This window comes from Lacticaseibacillus styriensis, from assembly GCF_030770295.1.
Lineage (GTDB): Bacteria > Bacillota > Bacilli > Lactobacillales > Lactobacillaceae > Lacticaseibacillus > Lacticaseibacillus casei.
Genome location: NZ_CP132483.1, coordinates 482,570 through 501,810, shown reverse-complemented (window position 1 = coordinate 501,810; position 19,241 = coordinate 482,570). Strand labels below are relative to the sequence as shown.

The following is a 19,241-nucleotide window of genomic DNA, read 5'->3' as shown; positions in this document are numbered from 1 at the left end:
TGCTTTCCTACAAGTTACTTACAATTTGCTCACTTACTATGTTAGTGCATGCTGGCTAACATACAAGGTGAAAGGTTAAGAAAGCAAACGAAAGGAAGTCTTTTTGATGAAGGCCATTGGATTTACGCAGCATTTACCGATTGAACAGAAAAATAGTTTAGAAGATTTGACGTTACCGACACCAACACCTGAAGGCCACGACTTATTAGTGAATGTCCGGGCAGTTTCGGTGAATCCGGTCGATACCGGAACGCGTGGCGCAGGTCATGCACGCCTTGCCCAGCCGAAGATCATTGGTTGGGATGCCGTGGGGATTGTGACCGCTGTGGGCCATGACGTTACCCGGTTCCACGTAGGCGATCGGGTATTCTACGCCGGCAGTTACAAACGTTCCGGCAGTGACGCCGAATATCAATTGATTGACGAGCGGATTGTCGGTCACGCTCCGGCTAAGCTCACCGATGCCCAAGCTGCCGCCATGCCATTGACCAGTCTCACCGCATGGGAAGCGTTGTTCGAAAAACTACACATCCCATTTGACCACAAAGAGGCAAATCGGAAGCGTAGCATTTTGATCATTAACGGCTCAGGCGGGGTTGGCTCAATGGCGACGCAACTTGCCCACCTCGCTGGCCTGCAGGTACTCGCCACTGCCTCGCGCCCGGAGTCACAAAAATGGGTACTAGAACATGGCGCCGATCACGTTTTGAATCACCGTCAGCCATTACCGCCACAGTTAAAAGCAGCCGGCTTCAAAAATGTTGACTACATCCTTAACCTCTCGCATCTAGACGAACATTGGAACGAAATCGCCACCATGATTCGTCCTGACGGGTGGGTTGCCGCCATTACGGAAAATCGGCGCGGTATTGACTTACAAAAGTTGACCAAAAAGCGGGCCACGTTTGCCTGGGAGTGGATGTTTTCGAAGTCTTGGTATGGTTATGATCTCGCTTCCCAAGGGATCATTCTCGACAAAGTTGCCAGCTTACTCAATGACGGCACGATTCAATGCACCTTAGCCAAGACACTACAGCCGTTGAATGCTGCCAACTTGAGGAAGGCGCATGCACTGGTCGAATCCGGTCACATGATTGGCAAGGTCGTTGTTGCCGGTCCGTGGGCTTAGCTCAATCGATCACTGTAAACCGGGAATGACTGATATTTGCCATAGTTGGTTAGCGGCTTCATCTGCTTCAGCGTCGTCATATCATCGTCGCTGATGGTAAAATCGACCTCTGCATTAGCCTTCATGTGGTCAGGGTTTACGGTTTTTGGCAATGGCAGTAGGCCCAGCTGCAACAAATAGCGCATGCCCAACTGCGCAACGGAGACTTGATACTTAGCCGCCATTTTCTGGATGTCCTTATTCTTGAACATCTCGCCATGGCCGAACGGCGAATAGGCTTCGACCAATATCTGATGCTCTTGCGCAAAGTCGATCGTTTTGAACGGTGTCTGGGTAATGTGCGCTAAAACTTGATCAACCATTGGGGCAATTTCAGCATGATCCAGCAGGTTCTTGAGATCGGTGGGATCAAAATTAGAAACTCCGATGGCGCGCAATTTGCCGGCTTTATAGGCTTCTTCCAATGCGCGCCAGGCTTCCAGATTCCCTTCGAAGTACCGCTCCGGTTCATCGTATTTGGCCCATGGTTTCGGCGCATGGATGATCATCATGTCCGCATATTCCAGATCAAGCTTCTCAAGCGAGCCGTCGATAGCTTTGACGGCCGTGTCGTGGTCCTTGATCTCGGCCGCGAGCTTGGTGTTGACGAAAATATTTTCACGCGGCACTCCGGATGCCCGTACACCTTCGCCAACTCCGGCCTCATTACCATAAGCCTCCGCCGTATCAATATGGCGGTACCCGACATCGATCGCTTCATGAACGGCCTTTGCCGCTGCAGCATCTGAATCAATCATCCAGGTGCCAAAGCCGATTTTGGGAATCCTGACCCCATTCGTTAACGTATATGTCTCTTCCAACAAGATAGCCTCACTCCTTTTAAAAAATTGCTGCACATTGCTCATCACGTGCGATGTAGCCATAACAGCATTTTTTCGCCGACAAGGGCATAAAAAAGACCGATGAACGCAATTTTGCATCAATCGGCTTACGTGCTACACTCACTTTATCCCCTAAAGTCGACTTTAGGGCAAGTCGTTTCTTTTTGCAATATGTCTTGTCATCTCGTAAGGAAACATGGAGGCTTTCATGTCAGTTTCATACACCATCGGCGAAGTTGCCGCAATCACCCATCTATCCGTCCCGACCATTCGTTACTATGATAAGGAAGGACTCATCCCTGACCTGCAAAAAGATCAAGCAGGTGTGCGGTGTTTTACCGACCAGAATCTTGGCGCACTGGAAATGATCAATTGCCTTAAAACGGCGGGTATGTCGATTAAGGATATCCGAACGTTTATGCAGTGGAATCTTGAAGGCGACGCTACCCTCACCAAGCGGCTGGACTTCTTTAATCAGCTCCACGACGCGGTCGAAAACCAGATGAAGCAACTGGAACAAACGCTCAACACGATTGAATACAAGCAACACTATTATCGCCAAGCTGTTGCAGACGGCACTGAAAAGTACGTCAAAACCGGCACTACCCATGCCAGAGCCGCGGCTACTAGGCAAGAACAGCGAGATTAAAAAATGCGCTGACATCTCAACATGTCAAGCGCACTTTTTTCGTCAAAATTCCAAACCAATCAAAAATCTTCCAACCGCGTTTCAACTTTTCGCCGCTTAGTCGCGACCCATAGCCCAATCAGGAACCAGACAATGGCGATGTAAGGAAACGTGTTCATTGGAAATGCCGGAATCGGCCAGAGACTCGTGTAAATCGGATAAATGAGTACGAGAATCCCGATCACCGGCGCCAACACATGTTTGAACATCGACCGGCCTTTGTCTTTGCGGAAGTAAACGATCGCGCCAATATTCACCAGCACGTAAACCGTCAGCAGCCCTAGCATCCCGATCGTGCCAAACCAGTTATACATATCGCTGGCACTCACACCCAAACTGATCGCGAAAATAACATACACAATCAACGCGAGTCCGGTAATGCTGTCAAGCGCATGCGTCGGCGTCTGCTTGTCTCCGCTTTCTACCGCCAGCCACGGATGCAGATAACCGCTTTTACCTAGCGCCTCCAGCATGAACGCGCCGGCATTAAGCGCTCCGAAATAGCAGGCAAAATAGCTGACCATCGCCGCGAAGTCCATGAAAATCGCAGCATTGGTTCCCAAATAATGGGTCGCCAGGAAATTCATGGGTGCCGTACTTTTCGCAAGATCGCCAATGTGCGCGGAGCCAAAGCCAATCACTTCGGCGTAACTGACAAGAAAATAGAAAATCGCCGCAAAACTCACGGCGCCCAGCAAGGCAATACTAATCGCTTTACGCGGATTCGTGGCGCGCGGGGCAATCGTTGCCGAGCCTTCAAAGCCAGCAAAGGACATCAGCGCAAACACCATGCCCATCCCCAAGCCGGTCGCCATATGCGGCTGGGGAATCAACGGTTGCACCGAATTACCACTGCGGCCGCCGGAAAAAATAATCACAACCGTCAGCACACTCAAAACCAATACCGCCAGCAATTCAAGGACCAGCGTCAAGCGCGTCGAAAATTCAATGCCTTTATGACTCAGCCAGCCGCCAAGCAACAAAACCAAAATGTTGTAGAGATTCACCGGTAGATGTACGCCTAAATGACTGAGAAAGACATTGGCAAAGTTGCCGACAATGGCGCCGGAACTAAAAACAAACGTCACGTACGTCAACACCAATAACCAGCCGGAAATGAAGCCGGCCTTTTCGCCAAGTGCTTTGGCATTATACGCATAAGCCGAGCCATCGCCAGGAATCCGCTTGCCCAGTTCCACAAACGAAATCGCCACAAACAAGACGCCAATGCCGCCAAGCAAAAAAGCGATTGGCATGTTGATGCCGGCATTGGCGGCGGCACTTGCCGTATTAAACGACATCGCCCCAGTTGGCGCCACCATTGCAATCGAGAGTCCGAAGACCTCAAGCAAGGTTAATTTTTTGCGTTTTTCCATAACTAACTCACAAACTCCTCTTCTTGGTGGTAAAGCTTGGCCGCTGTCTGCCAGCAAATCACGTTGATCCAAGCTTTTTTCTGCGCCAGATCAACAAATGGCAGGGAGGCAAAATGCCCGATCAGTGCCTGTTTGAATTGTTGCGCCGCTAACCCATACATTTCTGGATACGTGCTGGCATCGGAGGCAAACAGCAACCGTGTGTACGGCGCCAGTTCGACTGCTTCATCAAAAACCCGCTGCACGCCGCTGGGGCCGAGATTGTCCAGCAACGAAATGTCAAAATAGACATTCGGAAAGACGCTGGCTAAATAGCCGGCTTCGCGATGATATGGATAGCAATGCAGTAAAACCACTTTGAGTCCCTTTTTGGCAAAGGCATTCAGAAAATCGCGCATCAGTAACGGATTACCCAGATACATATCCGTGTCCGCGTCGCCATAGCCAACGTGAAATTGCAGCGGCAGATCCTGCGCCATGATCAACGGCGCTGCATGGTACAGGATGTAATCGATGAGCGGCTTGGACGTTAACCGTTTGACGCCGGAGTTCTTCCAGGTATCAAACCCAGCCGCGGCTTCCATGAGATTAACCGGTTCAATGTGCAACCCCACGCGGTAAGCTGCAATCGATTTGAAGCCGACATAGCCATGTGCCTTCGCCTGTTGAATGTCCTGACTAAAAGCCTGCCACCAAGCCGCAAAATTGTCTGATTTCAGCATGAACGTTTCAGCGTGCGTCTCCAGACGATAAATCGCCTTCACCGGCACACCGGTCAACTTGGCAGTCTCATCTAAGTTAAGAATCGCATCATCCGGCACAAAACCGGTGTCGATCAGTAATTCTTTAAAGTGATAGTGGCCGAAAATGCGCTGATTATAAGTGGCATAACCCGGATCATTCATCGCTGCCAGCGGGTGCTTGGCATCAAGGGCAAATTGCTTGGCTACAGCTAAAAAGCCGTGATAGGCCAAGCGGTTTTTGGTATCGGCGAGCGGATAATCATTGTCCGCCTCTGTCGACACCTGCGCCAACCGTTCGTCGCGATTCGGCACTTTCCCGTTAATTAAGAAATGACAGTGATGGTCCAACAATGGGACTTGGTCGACAAACTCCGTTAGGTCGTCCAAAATGTTTCCTCCTCATGCACAGCGGTCACCATTCATGATGATGGCCGAAATTAGTTCTTCAACTTGCAATTCAATATAGCTCGCGGTGCAATGCCGCAATTTTCTCTAATGCTAACTTCGAATAATATTGATCGTCTTCACGCTTGATTTTGGCGTAAGCATCGATCAGTTGCGGCCCGAACACGTCGTGGAAAAGCGAATCAGTCACGAACGCGTCGACCGCCTGGCTCAATGACTGCGGCAGACGGTGAATCCCCATCTCATTGCGTTGGGTTTCGCTTAACGTTGCCGGATCGACATCGCAATAATCACCCGGTTGCGTCTGGTGCTGAATACCATCCAGCCCCGCCGCCAGCAAGCCGGCAAACGCCAAATACGGATTCGCGGTCGCATCGCTCGCCTTCAGCTCAATGTTCATCGAACTAGCCGGATCGCCCCACGCCGTCGACGGAATCCGCACCGCCGCCTCGCGATTGTCCTTGCCATAGGTCGCATAAGCGCTGCTCCAATGTCCCGGAGCCAGCCGCTGATAGGAATTCGCCGATGGACAGGTCAGCGCCAGCAAGCCTTGAATATGTTTCAACACGCCACCGACAAAATACTGACCAGTCTTGGATAGCTGCATCGGCGCGTCTGCATCGAAAAAGGCATCTTCTTGTCCGCGCCACAACGATAAATGAATATGGGCGCCGGAGCCAGCCGAATCGACAAGGGGTTTCGGCGCAAATGAGGCATACAAGTCAAAATCTTTGGCGGTGTTTTTAATGATCCGTTTGTAAATCACTTCATTGTCTGCCGCTGTCACCGGATCCTGCGGCAACATGCTCAATTCATGCTGGCCAATGCCGCCTTCCGGATAGTAGGCATTCGGCATAATCCCGACCTGCTGCAGTTGATTGATCGTTTTAAGAATGAACGGATAAGCAAAGTCCATCGACTCCGTTGAAAAGGCAACCCGCGGCATGGCCGGTTCGCGATGATCCTTATCCCCGGTGAACAATTCGAACTCGTTTTCATAAGCCATTTTCACGCTGAAGCCGGCATCGGCCAACTGCTTGACCACCCGTTTCAAAATGGTACGCGGATCGGAGGCATAAGGCGTTTTATCGAGATTATAAATATCGCCCATCAAGGTTGCCACCTGCGGCATGTAAGGCAGCACATGCGCCGAAGCAGCGTCCCCGATCAACCGTAATTCCCCAATCGGCGTCATGTCGGCAACCGGCAAAATGGTGTCGCGCTCACTGACATTCAGCGTTGCTTTGGTCAAGCCGATCCCGTCAGCCAGCTTGGCTTTCAGGCTGGCCAACGGAATCACTTTTCCCCGCGTCAGTCCGTTATAGTCCACATACAAAAACTCAATCAGCTCGGTCTGCTTCTCCGTGAGCTGCTCAATAACGGCTTCATCGTCCATTCCGGTTCCTCCTTGTTTGAGCGTGAACCGGCGCGGTTAGAAACCGGAGTGTAAGCGGCCTTGGGCGTGATGGCCCGGGCTTAGGCCATTGCGCCCAAGGCCCTTACATGTAGGTTTCTGCGCCGGTGAACGCGTTATGGTGCCCTTACCTCGTGCCAGACAGCTTCATTAAACAACAACCGTTTCGTCAATGCTACTCGGCTTCAATCTTACATGATTCTAGCTAAAAGAAAAGATTTTCTGAAAATTGTTTTTGGGTCTTGTCACTACTAATTACGATTTGTCTGTAGCGCACCACACAGAAAAACCACCTCATGAACGAGACGGTTTTCAACGGATACGTTTAACGGGGCACTTTTTACGATTCATCGAACCACAGAAATCACTTCTGATGACCCGCAACACGCTTCAAAAAGTCCTGGAAAACAACGAGCTGCTGAGGATCTTCCTGCTGCCACATGTTTTCAGGATGCCACTGAACACCTAGGAACAAATCGTTGTCCGTGGACTCCATTCCTTCGACCACACCATCCGGCGCAACGGCTGTCACCTTCAGTCCCTTGCCGACAGTTTTAACTGCCTGGTGGTGGCGGGAGTTGACTTTAATGGTCTGCTTGCCGTACAAATCAGCCAAGCGACTACCAGGCGTTAATTCGGCATGGTGGGTCGCAAACTGACCCAATGTGGCTTGGGGATGTTGAATTTTCAAATCAGGATATTGCTGTTCAAGATCCTGATACAACGTGCCGCCCATGGCAACGTTCATGATTTGGATCCCGCGGCAAATGCCAAAAATCGGCTTGTTCGCCGATAAGGCTGCCTTAATCAAAGCGATTTCAAACAAATCCTTTTGGTACAACGTCATGCCGATCTTGGGATGCGGTTCCTCGCCATAGAGCGTCGGATCCACATCCGGGCCGCCTGGCAGCATCAGGCCGTCGACCAAGGCCATATCATCTTGCGCCAGCTGTTCGGTCTGACTGACATCATCAGGAAACGGCAAAACGAGCGGGAGCGCACCAAGGTGAATAAACGCCTCTTTGACATCATGGGGCACATAGGCAGGATGATTATTCGGCATCACGGGATTGACTTCGATCAGTTCGTCTGTGGGAATACCAATTCTTAGTTTCACGAGCGATTTCCTTCTATTCATTTTAGTTTTGATTTCATGAGTATACGCCGTGAAAGGATTGGCGACAATAGACAGGCACGACTGCTCACGCCGTTTTGGTCGTTGCCACAATCAGCATCATCGGGCGGCGCAACTCATCTGCCATACCGGGAATGGTTTTGACCATTTCAGCAGTCGGGGTCGGCTCAATCACGCGATCCAGTCGCAGATGGTTGTCGAGCAAGGTATTCAAATAGGTCGTCAACGTCCGGTGGTATTTTTTGATTCGATGGCCTAAAAAGTCGGTTTCCCGTTTGCTCTCGTCAAAATAACGATCAACCGGCCAGTACAGGTTGTGGCCCTGCTCGTCCGTGACCCACTCCTCATTGCCTTGGGCCGTAAAAATCGGATGTTCCACGGACATGACAAATTGCCCGCCAATTGGCAGTTTGTCGCTGATCTTGCCGACAAGTTCAGCGTAATCGGCAATGTAATGAATGGCTAGCGAGCTTAAAATGACTTCAAACTGCCCCGGCAATTGATCGATTGCCTGCATGTCCAGCTGGCGATACGCGATGCGTTTGTCGTCCGTCAGCTCAGCGGCCTTGGCAAGCATTTTGGCAGATGTGTCAATGCCAAGCACACTTTTAGCGCCATGATCAGCGGCATAACGGCAGTGCCAACCATAACCGCATCCGAGATCAAGCACCCGTTTACCAGTGAAGTCCGGTAAGACTGTCTTCAACTCATGCCACTCCCCCGCCCCGGCTAACCCTTTTTTCGAGCGATCCATTTGGCTATATGCCTTGAAAAAATCCGGATTATCATAAATCGCAGCCATCTGTGTTTCCTCCTTCAGTGATTAAGGCCATCATCGCAGTCAAGGCAAGATGATGCAACCGGTATGGGAAGTAAAGCCCCCCAATTAGATTCTCATTGGCCAATGATGATATTTTAGTTTGAAAAGCAGTGCAATGCATGCTATCGTTGCCTCAACGTTTTTTCGGCTAAAGGGAGGCCTTTTCGTGACAGATTGGAACGGCTATCAAGCTATCAATGAAAAATATCATCTCAATGGTGCCACCATGTTAGTGGATGCCAATCATCAAATGTCCCACTGGCAAAACGGCATGGCGGATTTTGACAAACAAGAACCGTTTACGCTCAACACGACGAGCGGACTGGGATCATTAAGCAAGCAGTTTACCGCCGACAGCATGTTGCTGTTGGATACGGCTGGGGCGCTGAACATTGACGCGCCGTTGTCGGACTATTTGCCGGAATATCGGTACGCCAAGCAAATCACTTTGCGCCAAATGTTGCACATGGCGAGCGGTATTCCCGATTACACGGAATTGTTGTTAGTCGAATATACCAAAAAGATGCCAAACGCTAGTGAATCCCATTTAAGTTACCCGATACTGGAAGATCTGAATCACGGCGATGCTCTTCAGCAAGTCCTTGACTTATTGAACCGCCATCCGCTAGATTTTGCGCCGGATGAAAAAGGCGCTTACTCAAATAGTAATTATTTCCTACTTGGGCACATCATTGCCCAAGTCGCGAATATGCCGCTGGGGGATTTCATCGAACAGCAATTTTTCCAGCCGTTGGGAATGACCCAAACCCGTTTCGGAACCCAGGCCGCCGAGGCAAATAGCTACGACGATCTAGATTTTACCAACGGCCAACCAGTGGCTTTAGGTCGCGGCGATTACACTGGTGGCGATGGCGCCGTGGTCAGTTCGGTCACCGATTTGGCTAAATGGGCGCAAGCTACCTTGCATCAGCAGATTTTGCCTGCGTCAGCTTGGCATGAGGCATTAACGTTGACGCACGATTTTTATGGGATGGGCTGGATGAAGTCCAAAACGCCGGGATGGCTGGCGCACAACGGTCACGTCTTTGGATACTGGGCCTACTTTGACGTTTCATTCGACAAGCAATTGGCTCACATCACGTTAAACAACATGTCGCCAGGCACTGAGGCGCGTAAAGCATGGCATAAGGAAATGGCTGTGTGGCTGTCAACTCTTTAACAAAAGCGCACGTCTTCATACCAAATGATTTATGAGCAATAGAAAAAGCGCGAGTTTCCATTTAGAAAATTCGCGCTTTTTCTAATGAGTACATCCCTTGCACCGCCATTAATAATTGAACTTCTGTTAGAAGAACTGCCGCATAATGTCCTTCAACGGTGGCATGGATGGAATCTTCCAGTAATTTTCAAGATACTGGGACCCATACTTCATGTAACCCTTCGCTTCCTCGCCGACAATTTTGCCGGGTAGTGGGGCGTCGTCTTGAACGTAGGTGTTGATCAAAACCGGCTTCTCCGTTTCCTGATAGGCCTTGGTCAACGCTTCTTTGAACTCATCGTTACTGTGGGCTGTGTAACCAACGCCACCAGCAGCTTCAGCAATCTTGGCATAATCCATGTCCGCCAAATCGATTTCATAATTCAACTGACCGGCACTTTGCTGTTCGTATTCGATGAACGCTAATTTCTGGTTGTTCAAAACAACCATGATAATGGGCAGCTTGTATTTAACCGCGGTAACGAAATCCTGCATGACCATGGCAAACGCACCATCACCGGCTACACTGATATTTTGCCGCTTCGGGAAGGCTTCGGCCCCGGCAATCGCGCCTGGCAGACCGCAGCCCATCGTGCCTAACCAAGCCGAAATGGTGTATTTCTGCGTTGGTTGAACGTTTAGAAAACGGGCACCCCATGACGTCGACGTCCCAACATCAACTGAGTAAATCGCATCTTTTGGCGCGGTCTGATCAATCGTGGCAAAGACTGCTTCTGGCGAGGCTGGGTTCGTGGTCAACAGACGCTTCTCAGCCATCCACTTGTCCCAACTTTCCATATTCTTCTGGCAAGCTTTCAGGAAGCGATCGTCATCCCGTAACGATCCCTTGGCATTCAGCTCGGTCAAAAAGTTTTCGACATCACCGTCGACCGCCACATCAACCGAGTAGCGCTTGCCCAGATTTTCCGGCTGCGTATCGATCTGGACACATTTTGCCTGTCCTTCATCGGGTAAGTAAGGTGTGTATGGATAATTGGTGCCGATCATGAACAGCAAATCCGTTGCCTTCATCGCTTCATAAGCTGGCTTGGTGCCAAGCTTACCGACATTGCCAAGGCTATTAGGGTGATCATCAGCAACCGTTCCTTTGGCCGGCATCGTTTGAATAAACGGGATGTGGTTAGCCTCAACAAACTTTTGAACCTGTTCCCCGGCATGTTCCGCCCCACGGCCGATCAAAGCTAATGGTTTTTGCGACTTCTGCAACAGCGAAGCCACATCATCTAGCTGCTTAGGATCAACTTCCGGTACGTTCAACGCAAAGGCCGCAGCACTGTCGCGATAACTCGTCGTTTCCTTTTGATCTGGCAAATCATCCGGAATCGTCAAAACCGCTACGCCTTTTTCCGTAAACGCGGTTCGAATCGCCGTGTCGACAATCTGGCCTAAATTATCCGAGGCCATGACCGTTTTATTGTAAACCGCCACGTCATCAAACAGCTTAGGCGTATTGACTTCCTGGAAAAAGCCTTCATTCAGATTACTGGTCGTGACCTGTCCCAACAATGCCAAAACCGGGGCGTGATCCATTTTGGCGTCATACAACCCGTTCAACAGATGGATGGCACCCGGGCCACCAATTGACAGGCAAACGCCAAGGCCGCCAGTCAGCTTGGCCGTTGCTGAGGCAGCCAGTGCCGCAACCTCTTCATGCCGAACCTGAACGAACTTAATCTTGTCTTGATGGCGGCGCAACGCATCGACGGTCGTATCAATCGAATCGCCTGGCAGCCCAAAAACGTGCTTCACTTGCCAATCCATCAAAACGCTGACTAACTGATCTGCTGCTTTTGTTGCCATATCAAGATCTCCTCTTTTGACCATTTTTTCGTGTGAACAACTCAATTGTTCTCAATCTGTTACTATCTTCACCTTAGTTCTTTGATTTCTATGGTCAATCATTCTTAGCAAGGTTTCATTTATACTGGTATAATTTGCTTGTGAAAATATAATCTTTTTTTGGAGGTTAGTAATCAAATAGCGCCTAGAACTAGCGTGATAAAGCTGTTTTGCTTTTATTATTATTAAAGCAGCTTGTGAAATTTACTACGTAGTGTATGGATCGATCATTCGAATAATGAGAGCGTTCTCATTATTTGGTGAGGGCACTTTGACCGGTTCATGTAAAACCCGTCACTTAAACCGTCAGGATCTCATCATTTTCTCGCCCTTTTCTCTTGCAATCTATGGTAGAATACAACGGTTGTGAATTGTATATTTCGTAGGAGGATATCTACATGCCATTAGTTAACGCTGCAGAGCTTGTAAAAGCTGCACATAAAAGTCACTACTGTATCGGTGCCTTCAACACCAACAACTTGGAATGGACCCGTGCCATTCTCGCCGGTGCTCAAGAATTGAATGTTCCGGTTATCATCCAGACTTCCATGGGTGCTGCTAAGTACATGGGCGGCTATGAATTTTGCCAAACCATGATCGAAGCAACGGTTAAAGCCATGGGCATCACCGTTCCGGTTGTTATCCATTTGGACCATGGTAATTACGAAGCTGCTAAGGAAGCTATTGCTGCCGGCTATAACTCCGTTATGTTCGACGGCCACGACCTCGACTTTGAAGATAACTTGGAAAAGACCAAGGAAATCGTTAAGCTGGCCCACGCCAAGGGCATTTCCGTTGAAGCCGAAGTTGGTTCCATCGGCGGTGAAGAAGACGGTGTTGTCGGCGAAGGTGAATTAGCTGACGTTGAAGAAGCCAAAACTTTGGCAGCTACTGGGATCGACTTCCTGGCAGCCGGCATTGGTAACATCCACGGCCAATATCCAGACAACTGGAAAGGCCTGCACTTCGACCGCTTACAAGAATTGAATGACGCCGTTAAGATGCCACTCGTTCTTCACGGTGGTTCCGGTATCCCTCAAGAACAAGTTCAAAAGGCGATCACCATGGGTATTTCCAAGTTGAACATCAACACCGAATGCCAACTTGCCTTTGCTAAAGCAACCCGTGAATACATCGAAGCTGGTAAGGATCAACAAGGCAAGGGCTTTGACCCTCGTAAGATGCTCAAGCCAGGCACCGATGCCATCACAGACACCTTCAAGGAAATCACCGGCTGGATTGGCAACAAGCCTGTCAAGATGGTTCCTGAAGCACTTTAATTTCACCGATTTTAAGGTTTCATCAGTCCATTCGCGTTTGGTGCGGGTGGGCTTTTTTTAATTCAGTTTTCATTGAGGATTTCTCGAACTCTTCATGGCATTTATAACGGGTGACAATATCGCCGGTTTTGCGTCATAATAAAGCAACAATGGCCTAAGGAGGTTGACAGCAATGGCATCTCGATCACGCATTAACGTTGAAGTTGATACAGAAACAAAAGATCGCGCGCTCCGTGTCATCAATAGTATGGGATTAGACATGTCCTCTGCCATTAATATGTATTTGAAGCATATTAGCGACAGTGGTGAATTGCCATTTACCCCTGAGATAATTGTCGAAGGCCAGCTGCAAACTGCAGAAGCGGATGTCGAAGCTGGACGGACCAAAAGTTTTAAGACGATCGATGCTTTACTGAAGGATTTGCACAATGATGTTGACGACTAATCACTCAAGATAAGTTGTTTTTAACGGCAGACTTCTATTGCATCTTCAGCGAATCCGCATGGCTGCCGACCAAAAAGCACGTCACTTCAACGAGAGGTGGCGTGCTTTTTGATGTTTCAGAAACGTTCAGTATTCTGCATCCCTTATGGAATATCATTTGTTATAAAAGTGCGCTCTCATCCCACTCACGATCTCTGTCCGTAACACTATCTCTGAACCCCTGCCATTCCGTTTCGTCCGCAAACAAATCTTTGTGAACTGGCGTCAAAACAAATGTATCAGCGATCTTGTGAATCTGATACTTTTCGCCAACTTTTGCATGAAACTCTTTTGGAATAATGATCCCAATCAAATTTCCAAATTTGCGAATGGTTGTTTCCATGGGTGTAATCCTCCTAGCGCTCTGATAAGTGTTGTCAGCATTCCAATCGACGAATACCGGTTAACACTTTCATTTTTCCAGCAACCGATAAACAAAACACCTGGTTTCATGATCGTTGACCAACCCTGCTGCCTGCATAAACGAGTAGATGACGACGGGACCGGTAAAACTAAACCCGTCCTTCTTCATTTGCTTGCCCATGCGCTTGGCCAAATCGGTTGTGTTGGGAACTTCCGCATGACTGGTGATGTGGTGTTGAATCGGATGATTTTTGACGAATGCCCAGACGTAGTGATCAAAACTCTCGCCTTTATCAGCCAGCTTTGCAATGGCATTCGCGTTGTTGATAATCGCTGTCACTTTCAGACGATTCCGGATGATTTGTGGATTTTGCAGAAGTACAGGAACTTCGGGGGTCATCTGCTGTACCCGGCGATAATCAAAGTTGGCAAAGGCTGTCTTGAACGCTGCTCGCTTGTTCAAAACCGTCTGCCAACTCAAGCCTGCCTGCATGATTTCCAGCGACAACAGTTCAAACAAGTGGCGGCTGTCATGACTGGGTCTGCCCCACTCTTCATCGTGGTATTGCCGCATCAAGGTATTGCCGGTTTCACCCCATGCACACCGTTGTCGTTCAACTGACATGGGACACCGCCAAAGATTTCTGACCAATTGGGTGTAAAACTCGGACAAGTCTGTTCCCGCTCAAGGTCATTTGATGATTAGCCACCAGCTTTGCCAGCAACTCATCCCCTAATTTACCGGCTAAATGAACCCGGCGCTCTGAAAAGTCGATGCAAGTCTGAACCTTTCTCTGGCGCACTGGGTGACCGAGGTACCGCGCCAAAACGTGCTGACCTTTTTCCGTCAATCGATAGGCGTTGGCGGTCGTCAAGGTAATGAGTTTTTGCGTTAAAAGTTGGTCAAACAGGGCTATGCCAGCTTTTCCTGCCAAATGGTGGTAACAAGTCCGGGCGTTGCCCAATTTTTGCGCTGCATGTCGTCGATCCAAGTATTGTTCAGCTGCCATGCTGAAGGCATTTGGAACCGTCTGTGGTTGAACGGTTTGAAAATAATCGCGACCGGCAAAATGACGGCGGTTGAGTTTCCCCGCCTGCATTAATCTAAATAACTCACTTTTGACAGTTGCTTCTGGCTGACTTAATAAAGTAGCTATCTCCTTGATCGTCAAAAACCGCCCACTACCTAACAACAGTAAGATTTCCTGTACTAAATTCTCCTGCAAAATCGCATCTTCTTTCCGAACAGCAAACATATGTTCTTGCGTCAATTATATCGTTTGCGACTTTTCGGGACAATACCTCTATGCCAAAAATTGCAAATCATCAGCGACTTGTTTGCAGCTGCTTAAAATAGCCTTGCCGTGCGTACAACAACATTGCCAGGGTTACCCCAATAGCAGTAAACACCGCAATACCGGAAAAACCGGTGAACTGTTTAATCAAGATACCACCGACAACGCCGCCAATCGCTTCGCCAAGATACATCACCGCGTTAGCCAAAGAGGAAATGGTGCCGCGAGCTGATTGTGCCTGATCTTGCAAAGTGCTCATGAACAACGGCAACAGCGCGCCGCCAATTGTGTAAATCAATGCCAGAATGATCGTTGCGACTAACGCCGACGAAGCCAATGGCAAAACGACATAGCCACTGATGAACAGCAGGAATTCAAGCAGGAATGCGTGCGGCTGACCTAACCACGTCACCAGTCGAGCGCCGATCAAACTGCCGACAAACTGTCCGACCCCGATCACCAGGATAAAACTGCCAATCGTGCCCACTGAAAGCCCAAAACTTTTCGCGAACCAGGTACCGATGAACGCAAAGCCGGTAAAATTTGCCGTCTGAAACAATAAGTACGCGCCTAATAACTTGAGTACCGGTTTGTTCTGGAAAAGCTGACCGTAGATGCTGGATTTTGGCTGGGCGGTTCTAACTTCATTAAGACTGGGCATGAACCGCACGACCAACAATGTCAGTATCAGTGCAATTGTGCCGACGAAGAAGAAGGGAAAACGCCACGAAATAACGGCCAAATAACTACCGAGCGGAACGCCGACAATCTGGGCAACCGCCAAACCCGCTGTGGCGTAACCCATGATTTTGACCACCTGACCCTTGGGAAAAAGTACAGGAATCGTCGCCCAGATCTGCGGGCCGGCTGTCGCAGCGGCAATGCCGGCAATGAATCGGGTGACGAGCATCAGCGGAAAAGTGTTCGCCAGTCCGCACCCGGCAGTTGCGAGGGTAAAGACAATTAAACCGATAACTAAAATGCGTTTACGATCATGACGATCGGAAACCGGGCCAATCAGCAACGCCGACAGCATGTAACCCACCGCGTACGCACTGACAATGAGACCGGAAAGACTCGTTGAAATGCCGTAATACCGAGTTAAAGTCGGTAATAAAGGTGAAACCAGAAATGTATCTGTGCCAATCACGAACATAACGAGGAAAAATAAAAGCGAGAGTCTACGTTCTTTCATGCAAAAAGTCTCCAATCTGTTTTATAGTTTTAAATTTGTCAAACAATTGTCGCTAAAAAATAAGCAACCATGTGCTTATTTACAGCTCAGCAAGTAATCCCGGGAAGACGGATTCAATTTTATCGGTATTTAACGTGACGAATTTCTGCCGTCCCTGGACACGCGTCGTAATCATGCCGATTTCACGTAACGTGCGCAAATGATATGACATCGTTGATTTGTCAATCTCCACGTGCTGGTTAAGCTCGTTGCACCCCATTTCGTGGCCCACGTGGTAAAGCATGCGCACAATCGTGTAACGTCCCGGCTCGGACAAGGCAAAGAAAATTCGCTGCTTGAAAGCTGTTGCGTCTGTTGATTGTTTGATATCCATACAACAGTTATGCCACAGATGAACGGTGAAAACAAGGAACTTCTCAAAAATAAGTGGACGTTCGCACTATTTTTAGCGTCTAACCGCTCGCAGTATCGGCTTTAATTGATTCCCCAAAAGCAAATTTTCTTCACTCTTGGTATACTGTTCGTATATGTCAAACACCAAGTAAGGGAGGCTGCAGCATGGCGCGGTCCACTAATCGAAAAAGAAAAATGCGCTCGCCGCGGCAAGCACGGCGTCAGTTAAATAAATTATTGCGCGACCCAATTGCCAAACCGCATAATGCTGCAGCGGTGCGCATTCGCCTTGATGAACTCACGGCGCTCTTTCAGCATCGTGAATACCGGCCACACCAGTCTGCAACCGTTAATCGGGTCAACATTCAGGGAAACGTGCAATTCGATCTGGCTCGTTGGTATCCTGAAGGTGGCAGGTTGCGTGACATGTTACGCCCACGCGGCCCACTGCTTCCCATCATGTTTTCGGTTCAGGATTTTGGGAATCACCGAAAAAGCCTCGCCCGCGGCCTCACGCTAGCTGTTTCTAGAGCTGCTCGACAAATGGATCAAATGAGAGCCGCCGATAAATTGCCAATCATCATGCAGCCTTTTAGTGACTGGGTCCATCTCCTCGCCCTCGGATTGCAAAATTGGCTTGAAACCGGTCAGGTAGTCTTTTCTTTGCTTGATCTCAAGGGCGCCTACGTCTTGACCACAATGCCGACTGCCCCTGCTACTTGGCTGGCTAGGCTTTTTGGCATTTCCTTGGGCCAAGCCGATCAGACCCTGACCGATTTGCGCCACCAACGGCAAAAGCAGGCAGATCGCTTGACCACCAAACTAGCAGCCAAATTTGCGCAGGAAAAAGCGCCGTTAGTGCAATCTGCCAACCAGCGCGCGGCCAAGTCGCTGCAGTTAGACCCGCCAACTATGGCCCAGCTTGCCTCAGACCAGGCACCGTTAAAAACGCAAAAAGACGTCATCGATCGACTGGCTCGGGGCGACTACATCGTGATCGATACAGAGTTTGTGGCCGATCGCAACCAACTTGACCTCACCGAAATCAGCTTGTTACGGGTGCGTGGTCATCAAGTCGCAGGTGCGTTTGACATTTTCACCCAACTACCCGAAGGCCATCACGTGATGCCATTCTCGGTCAAAATCACCGGGATTACCGATGACTTGTTGAACCAATACGGACAACCGTTGCCGCTGGCGAAAACAGCTGTCGAACAATTGTTGAAGCATGAACTCGTTGTCGGCTTCGCACTCAGCAATGACCTACGTGCCCTTCGCGCCGGCCTCGCGATCGATGTGCCACCTGTTCAAACCTTCGATGTCGCCGCATTAGCCCGTAAAACTTTCGGAATCGGCAAAAAGCATACCCCTTCACTGCAATACTACAAAGAGGCGCTCGGCATTGATTTACCTTCTCACACAGCCTTGAGTGATGCCCAAACCACGATGGCCTTGCTCGAACACCTCATTTGGGAAGGCAGCCCACTCATCACCAAGGAGCTTGGCTTTGAACAACGCCCGCCTGAACACGCCAATGATCCGGAGCCTTATCAGAAGCCGGATTTGAGCGATAAATAGTTAGAAATAAAGCCAATGAATTTGTGCGTCTACACAGATTCAAAGATGGCTATTTTAATTTTGAGGGGTCAATCAAAATGCGAAAATTATGGATTTCAGTCATTGCAACTTTCTTTATCTCTTTAGTTCTTGGTCTTCTTTATAAGCAAATTGGCGGGGGCATTTTTCTGCTTGCATCTTTAGCTTTTGGCTTGGGAAACGCAATTATTCTGATTATGATTCTTTATAAATCAATTTCCAGGACTCTTAAATCGTAATACAATCCTGACTTAGCAGATAACAACATCAGTTTACTGAACATATGTAAGCGTTTATACTTAATACGGTTACCTAGTATGCTACAACTGATTTAAGGACACCATGCATTAACCTAACCGTTAAGTGCCGGCTCCATGAATCCAGCTCTATCGACAATCCAAGGAGGAATTTTCATGCAAGACGAACGTTGGAATCACCCACTGTACACAACTGAAGCCATTAACGACGAAGGACTGGAAGGTCACGCTTATGTGCCAGGCGGCCTAAAGGTTCAGACGAGCAGCCCGATGAATGACCATCCGGGGACCAACCCCGAACAGCTTTTGGGCTTGTCGTTGAGCACCTGTCTTGAAGCCACGTTGGAAGCCGTTGAAAAGGAACATGGACTGCCACATACCGGCGCAGTTCGCGTGAAGGTGGCGTTCATCGGCGCCCGTGCTGAGTATCAATTTCTGGTTCATGCCCAGGTTATGGTGAAAGGCGTCGATCTGGATACCGCCAAATCCTTCACTGAAGAAATTGAAAATCGCTGCCCGGTTTCAAAATTACTTAAAAATAGCGGCAACTATACCATCGAAACCGTCACCGATTTCGATGACTAATCGCTGCATCACCTATTCGTCTCGTTAAGCCAAAATGTGCCTAACGAGGCGTTTTTATTTTCTGGCTCACGATCTAAAACCGATTGCCACAAACGCCGCCACCGTTAAGATTCCCCTTGTTAT

General features: G+C 49.1%; 19 protein-coding genes. 7 read left to right on the top strand and 12 right to left on the bottom strand.

The annotated features are described in order from the left end of the window. Positions 1-106: 106 nt before the first annotated feature. Complete coding sequence (locus LACSTY_RS02310) at positions 107-1,129, top strand: zinc-binding alcohol dehydrogenase family protein (protein ID WP_087911566.1); 1,023 nt, start codon at positions 107-109, stop codon at positions 1,127-1,129. On the opposite strand, the gene LACSTY_RS02305 is transcribed toward LACSTY_RS02310, so the two are convergent. After that, positions 1,126-1,992 (bottom strand): aldo/keto reductase, encoded by an 867-nt coding sequence (locus LACSTY_RS02305; RefSeq protein WP_087911565.1) that lies wholly within the window; start codon positions 1,990-1,992, stop codon positions 1,126-1,128. The genes LACSTY_RS02310 and LACSTY_RS02305 overlap by 4 nt on opposite strands. 226 nt (positions 1,993-2,218) lie before the next feature. Here LACSTY_RS02305 and LACSTY_RS02300 point away from each other — a divergent pair, with 226 nt between their 5' ends. Further along, a complete protein-coding gene (locus LACSTY_RS02300) occupies positions 2,219-2,659 on the top strand; it encodes a MerR family transcriptional regulator (RefSeq protein WP_087911564.1) in 441 nt (146 codons plus the stop codon). 59 nt (positions 2,660-2,718) lie between these two features. Here the strand turns inward: LACSTY_RS02300 and LACSTY_RS02295 are convergent, their stop codons facing one another. From LACSTY_RS02295 to LACSTY_RS02275, 5 genes are all read right to left on the bottom strand, one after another. Further along, positions 2,719-4,074 carry an APC family permease gene (locus LACSTY_RS02295; protein ID WP_087911563.1) on the bottom strand — a complete coding sequence of 452 codons (1,356 nt, stop codon included), beginning with the start codon at positions 4,072-4,074 and terminating at the stop codon, positions 2,719-2,721. Between the two features lie 2 nt (positions 4,075-4,076). Then, entirely contained in the window at positions 4,077-5,204 is a 1,128-nt protein-coding gene (locus LACSTY_RS02290) for an amidohydrolase family protein (RefSeq protein WP_087911562.1), read from the bottom strand. A 70-nt stretch (positions 5,205-5,274) separates the two neighbouring features. Continuing rightward, positions 5,275-6,618 carry a glutamine synthetase family protein gene (locus LACSTY_RS02285; RefSeq protein WP_087911561.1) on the bottom strand — a complete coding sequence of 448 codons (1,344 nt, stop codon included), beginning with the start codon at positions 6,616-6,618 and terminating at the stop codon, positions 5,275-5,277. 382 nt (positions 6,619-7,000) lie between these two features. Then, the gene (locus LACSTY_RS02280) at positions 7,001-7,753 is read right to left on the bottom strand and encodes a gamma-glutamyl-gamma-aminobutyrate hydrolase family protein (RefSeq protein WP_087911560.1); all 753 of its coding nucleotides are present in this window, start codon (positions 7,751-7,753) and stop codon (positions 7,001-7,003) included. Positions 7,754-7,838: 85 nt separating this feature from the next. Then, positions 7,839-8,573, bottom strand: coding sequence for a class I SAM-dependent methyltransferase (locus LACSTY_RS02275; protein WP_151466761.1), 735 nt, complete (start codon positions 8,571-8,573; stop codon positions 7,839-7,841). Positions 8,574-8,757: 184 nt separating this feature from the next. On the opposite strand from LACSTY_RS02275, the gene LACSTY_RS02270 reads away from it, so the two are divergent. Continuing rightward, positions 8,758-9,771 carry a serine hydrolase domain-containing protein gene (locus LACSTY_RS02270; protein ID WP_087911558.1) on the top strand — a complete coding sequence of 338 codons (1,014 nt, stop codon included), beginning with the start codon at positions 8,758-8,760 and terminating at the stop codon, positions 9,769-9,771. Positions 9,772-9,897: 126 nt separating this feature from the next. Here the strand turns inward: LACSTY_RS02270 and LACSTY_RS02265 are convergent, their stop codons facing one another. Beyond that, positions 9,898-11,631, bottom strand: a complete 1,734-nt coding sequence (locus LACSTY_RS02265) for a pyruvate oxidase (RefSeq protein WP_087911557.1) — start codon at positions 11,629-11,631, stop codon at positions 9,898-9,900. 437 nt (positions 11,632-12,068) lie between these two features. On the opposite strand from LACSTY_RS02265, the gene fba reads away from it, so the two are divergent. Together fba and LACSTY_RS02255 are read left to right on the top strand one after the other, a co-directional pair. Beyond that, positions 12,069-12,950: a class II fructose-1,6-bisphosphate aldolase gene (gene fba, locus LACSTY_RS02260; RefSeq protein ID WP_087911556.1), complete on the top strand. Its 882-nt coding sequence runs from the start codon at positions 12,069-12,071 to the stop codon at positions 12,948-12,950. A 172-nt stretch (positions 12,951-13,122) separates the two neighbouring features. Further along, complete coding sequence (locus LACSTY_RS02255; protein WP_087911555.1) at positions 13,123-13,395, top strand: type II toxin-antitoxin system RelB/DinJ family antitoxin; 273 nt, start codon at positions 13,123-13,125, stop codon at positions 13,393-13,395. 160 nt (positions 13,396-13,555) lie between these two features. Here the strand turns inward: LACSTY_RS02255 and LACSTY_RS02250 are convergent, their stop codons facing one another. The 5 genes from LACSTY_RS02250 to LACSTY_RS02230 all read right to left on the bottom strand — a co-directional run bounded on the left by LACSTY_RS02250 (position 13,556) and on the right by LACSTY_RS02230 (position 16,660). After that, complete coding sequence (locus LACSTY_RS02250; protein ID WP_087911554.1) at positions 13,556-13,777, bottom strand: AbrB/MazE/SpoVT family DNA-binding domain-containing protein; 222 nt, start codon at positions 13,775-13,777, stop codon at positions 13,556-13,558. A 69-nt stretch (positions 13,778-13,846) separates the two neighbouring features. Then, positions 13,847-14,422, bottom strand: coding sequence for a DNA-3-methyladenine glycosylase I (locus tag LACSTY_RS02245; protein WP_087911553.1), 576 nt, complete (start codon positions 14,420-14,422; stop codon positions 13,847-13,849). Beyond that, positions 14,412-15,053 (bottom strand): response regulator transcription factor, encoded by a 642-nt coding sequence (locus LACSTY_RS02240; protein ID WP_087913224.1) that lies wholly within the window; start codon positions 15,051-15,053, stop codon positions 14,412-14,414. The genes LACSTY_RS02245 and LACSTY_RS02240 overlap by 11 nt, the downstream gene beginning before the upstream one ends. A 70-nt stretch (positions 15,054-15,123) precedes the next feature. Continuing rightward, positions 15,124-16,287, bottom strand: a complete 1,164-nt coding sequence (locus LACSTY_RS02235; protein WP_087911552.1) for an MFS transporter — start codon at positions 16,285-16,287, stop codon at positions 15,124-15,126. Between the two features lie 79 nt (positions 16,288-16,366). Next, the gene (locus LACSTY_RS02230) at positions 16,367-16,660 is read right to left on the bottom strand and encodes an ArsR/SmtB family transcription factor (protein ID WP_010492997.1); all 294 of its coding nucleotides are present in this window, start codon (positions 16,658-16,660) and stop codon (positions 16,367-16,369) included. Positions 16,661-16,845: 185 nt separating this feature from the next. Here LACSTY_RS02230 and LACSTY_RS02225 point away from each other — a divergent pair, with 185 nt between their 5' ends. Together LACSTY_RS02225 and LACSTY_RS02220 are read left to right on the top strand one after the other, a co-directional pair. Further along, positions 16,846-18,258, top strand: coding sequence for a 3'-5' exonuclease (locus LACSTY_RS02225; protein WP_151466760.1), 1,413 nt, complete (start codon positions 16,846-16,848; stop codon positions 18,256-18,258). 431 nt (positions 18,259-18,689) lie between these two features. Next, a complete protein-coding gene (locus tag LACSTY_RS02220; RefSeq protein ID WP_049169646.1) occupies positions 18,690-19,118 on the top strand; it encodes an OsmC family protein in 429 nt (142 codons plus the stop codon). Positions 19,119-19,241: the final 123 nt, after the last annotated feature.

Coding starts and splice junctions, on each gene's coding strand:
- LACSTY_RS02310 (WP_087911566.1), top strand. CDS start 107: ATGAAGGCCATTGGATTTACGCAGCATTTACCGATTGAACAGAAAAAT.
- LACSTY_RS02300 (WP_087911564.1), top strand. CDS start 2,219: ATGTCAGTTTCATACACCATCGGCGAAGTTGCCGCAATCACCCATCTA.
- LACSTY_RS02295 (WP_087911563.1), bottom strand. CDS start 4,074: ATGGAAAAACGCAAAAAATTAACCTTGCTTGAGGTCTTCGGACTCTCG.
- LACSTY_RS02285 (WP_087911561.1), bottom strand. CDS start 6,618: ATGGACGATGAAGCCGTTATTGAGCAGCTCACGGAGAAGCAGACCGAG.
- LACSTY_RS02275 (WP_151466761.1), bottom strand. CDS start 8,573: ATGGCTGCGATTTATGATAATCCGGATTTTTTCAAGGCATATAGCCAA.
- LACSTY_RS02265 (WP_087911557.1), bottom strand. CDS start 11,631: ATGGCAACAAAAGCAGCAGATCAGTTAGTCAGCGTTTTGATGGATTGG.
- fba (WP_087911556.1), top strand. CDS start 12,069: ATGCCATTAGTTAACGCTGCAGAGCTTGTAAAAGCTGCACATAAAAGT.
- LACSTY_RS02255 (WP_087911555.1), top strand. CDS start 13,123: ATGGCATCTCGATCACGCATTAACGTTGAAGTTGATACAGAAACAAAA.
- LACSTY_RS02250 (WP_087911554.1), bottom strand. CDS start 13,777: ATGGAAACAACCATTCGCAAATTTGGAAATTTGATTGGGATCATTATT.
- LACSTY_RS02245 (WP_087911553.1), bottom strand. CDS start 14,422: ATGTCAGTTGAACGACAACGGTGTGCATGGGGTGAAACCGGCAATACC.
- LACSTY_RS02240 (WP_087913224.1), bottom strand. CDS start 15,053: ATGTTTGCTGTTCGGAAAGAAGATGCGATTTTGCAGGAGAATTTAGTA.
- LACSTY_RS02235 (WP_087911552.1), bottom strand. CDS start 16,287: ATGAAAGAACGTAGACTCTCGCTTTTATTTTTCCTCGTTATGTTCGTG.
- LACSTY_RS02230 (WP_010492997.1), bottom strand. CDS start 16,660: ATGGATATCAAACAATCAACAGACGCAACAGCTTTCAAGCAGCGAATT.
- LACSTY_RS02225 (WP_151466760.1), top strand. CDS start 16,846: ATGGCGCGGTCCACTAATCGAAAAAGAAAAATGCGCTCGCCGCGGCAA.
- LACSTY_RS02220 (WP_049169646.1), top strand. CDS start 18,690: ATGCAAGACGAACGTTGGAATCACCCACTGTACACAACTGAAGCCATT.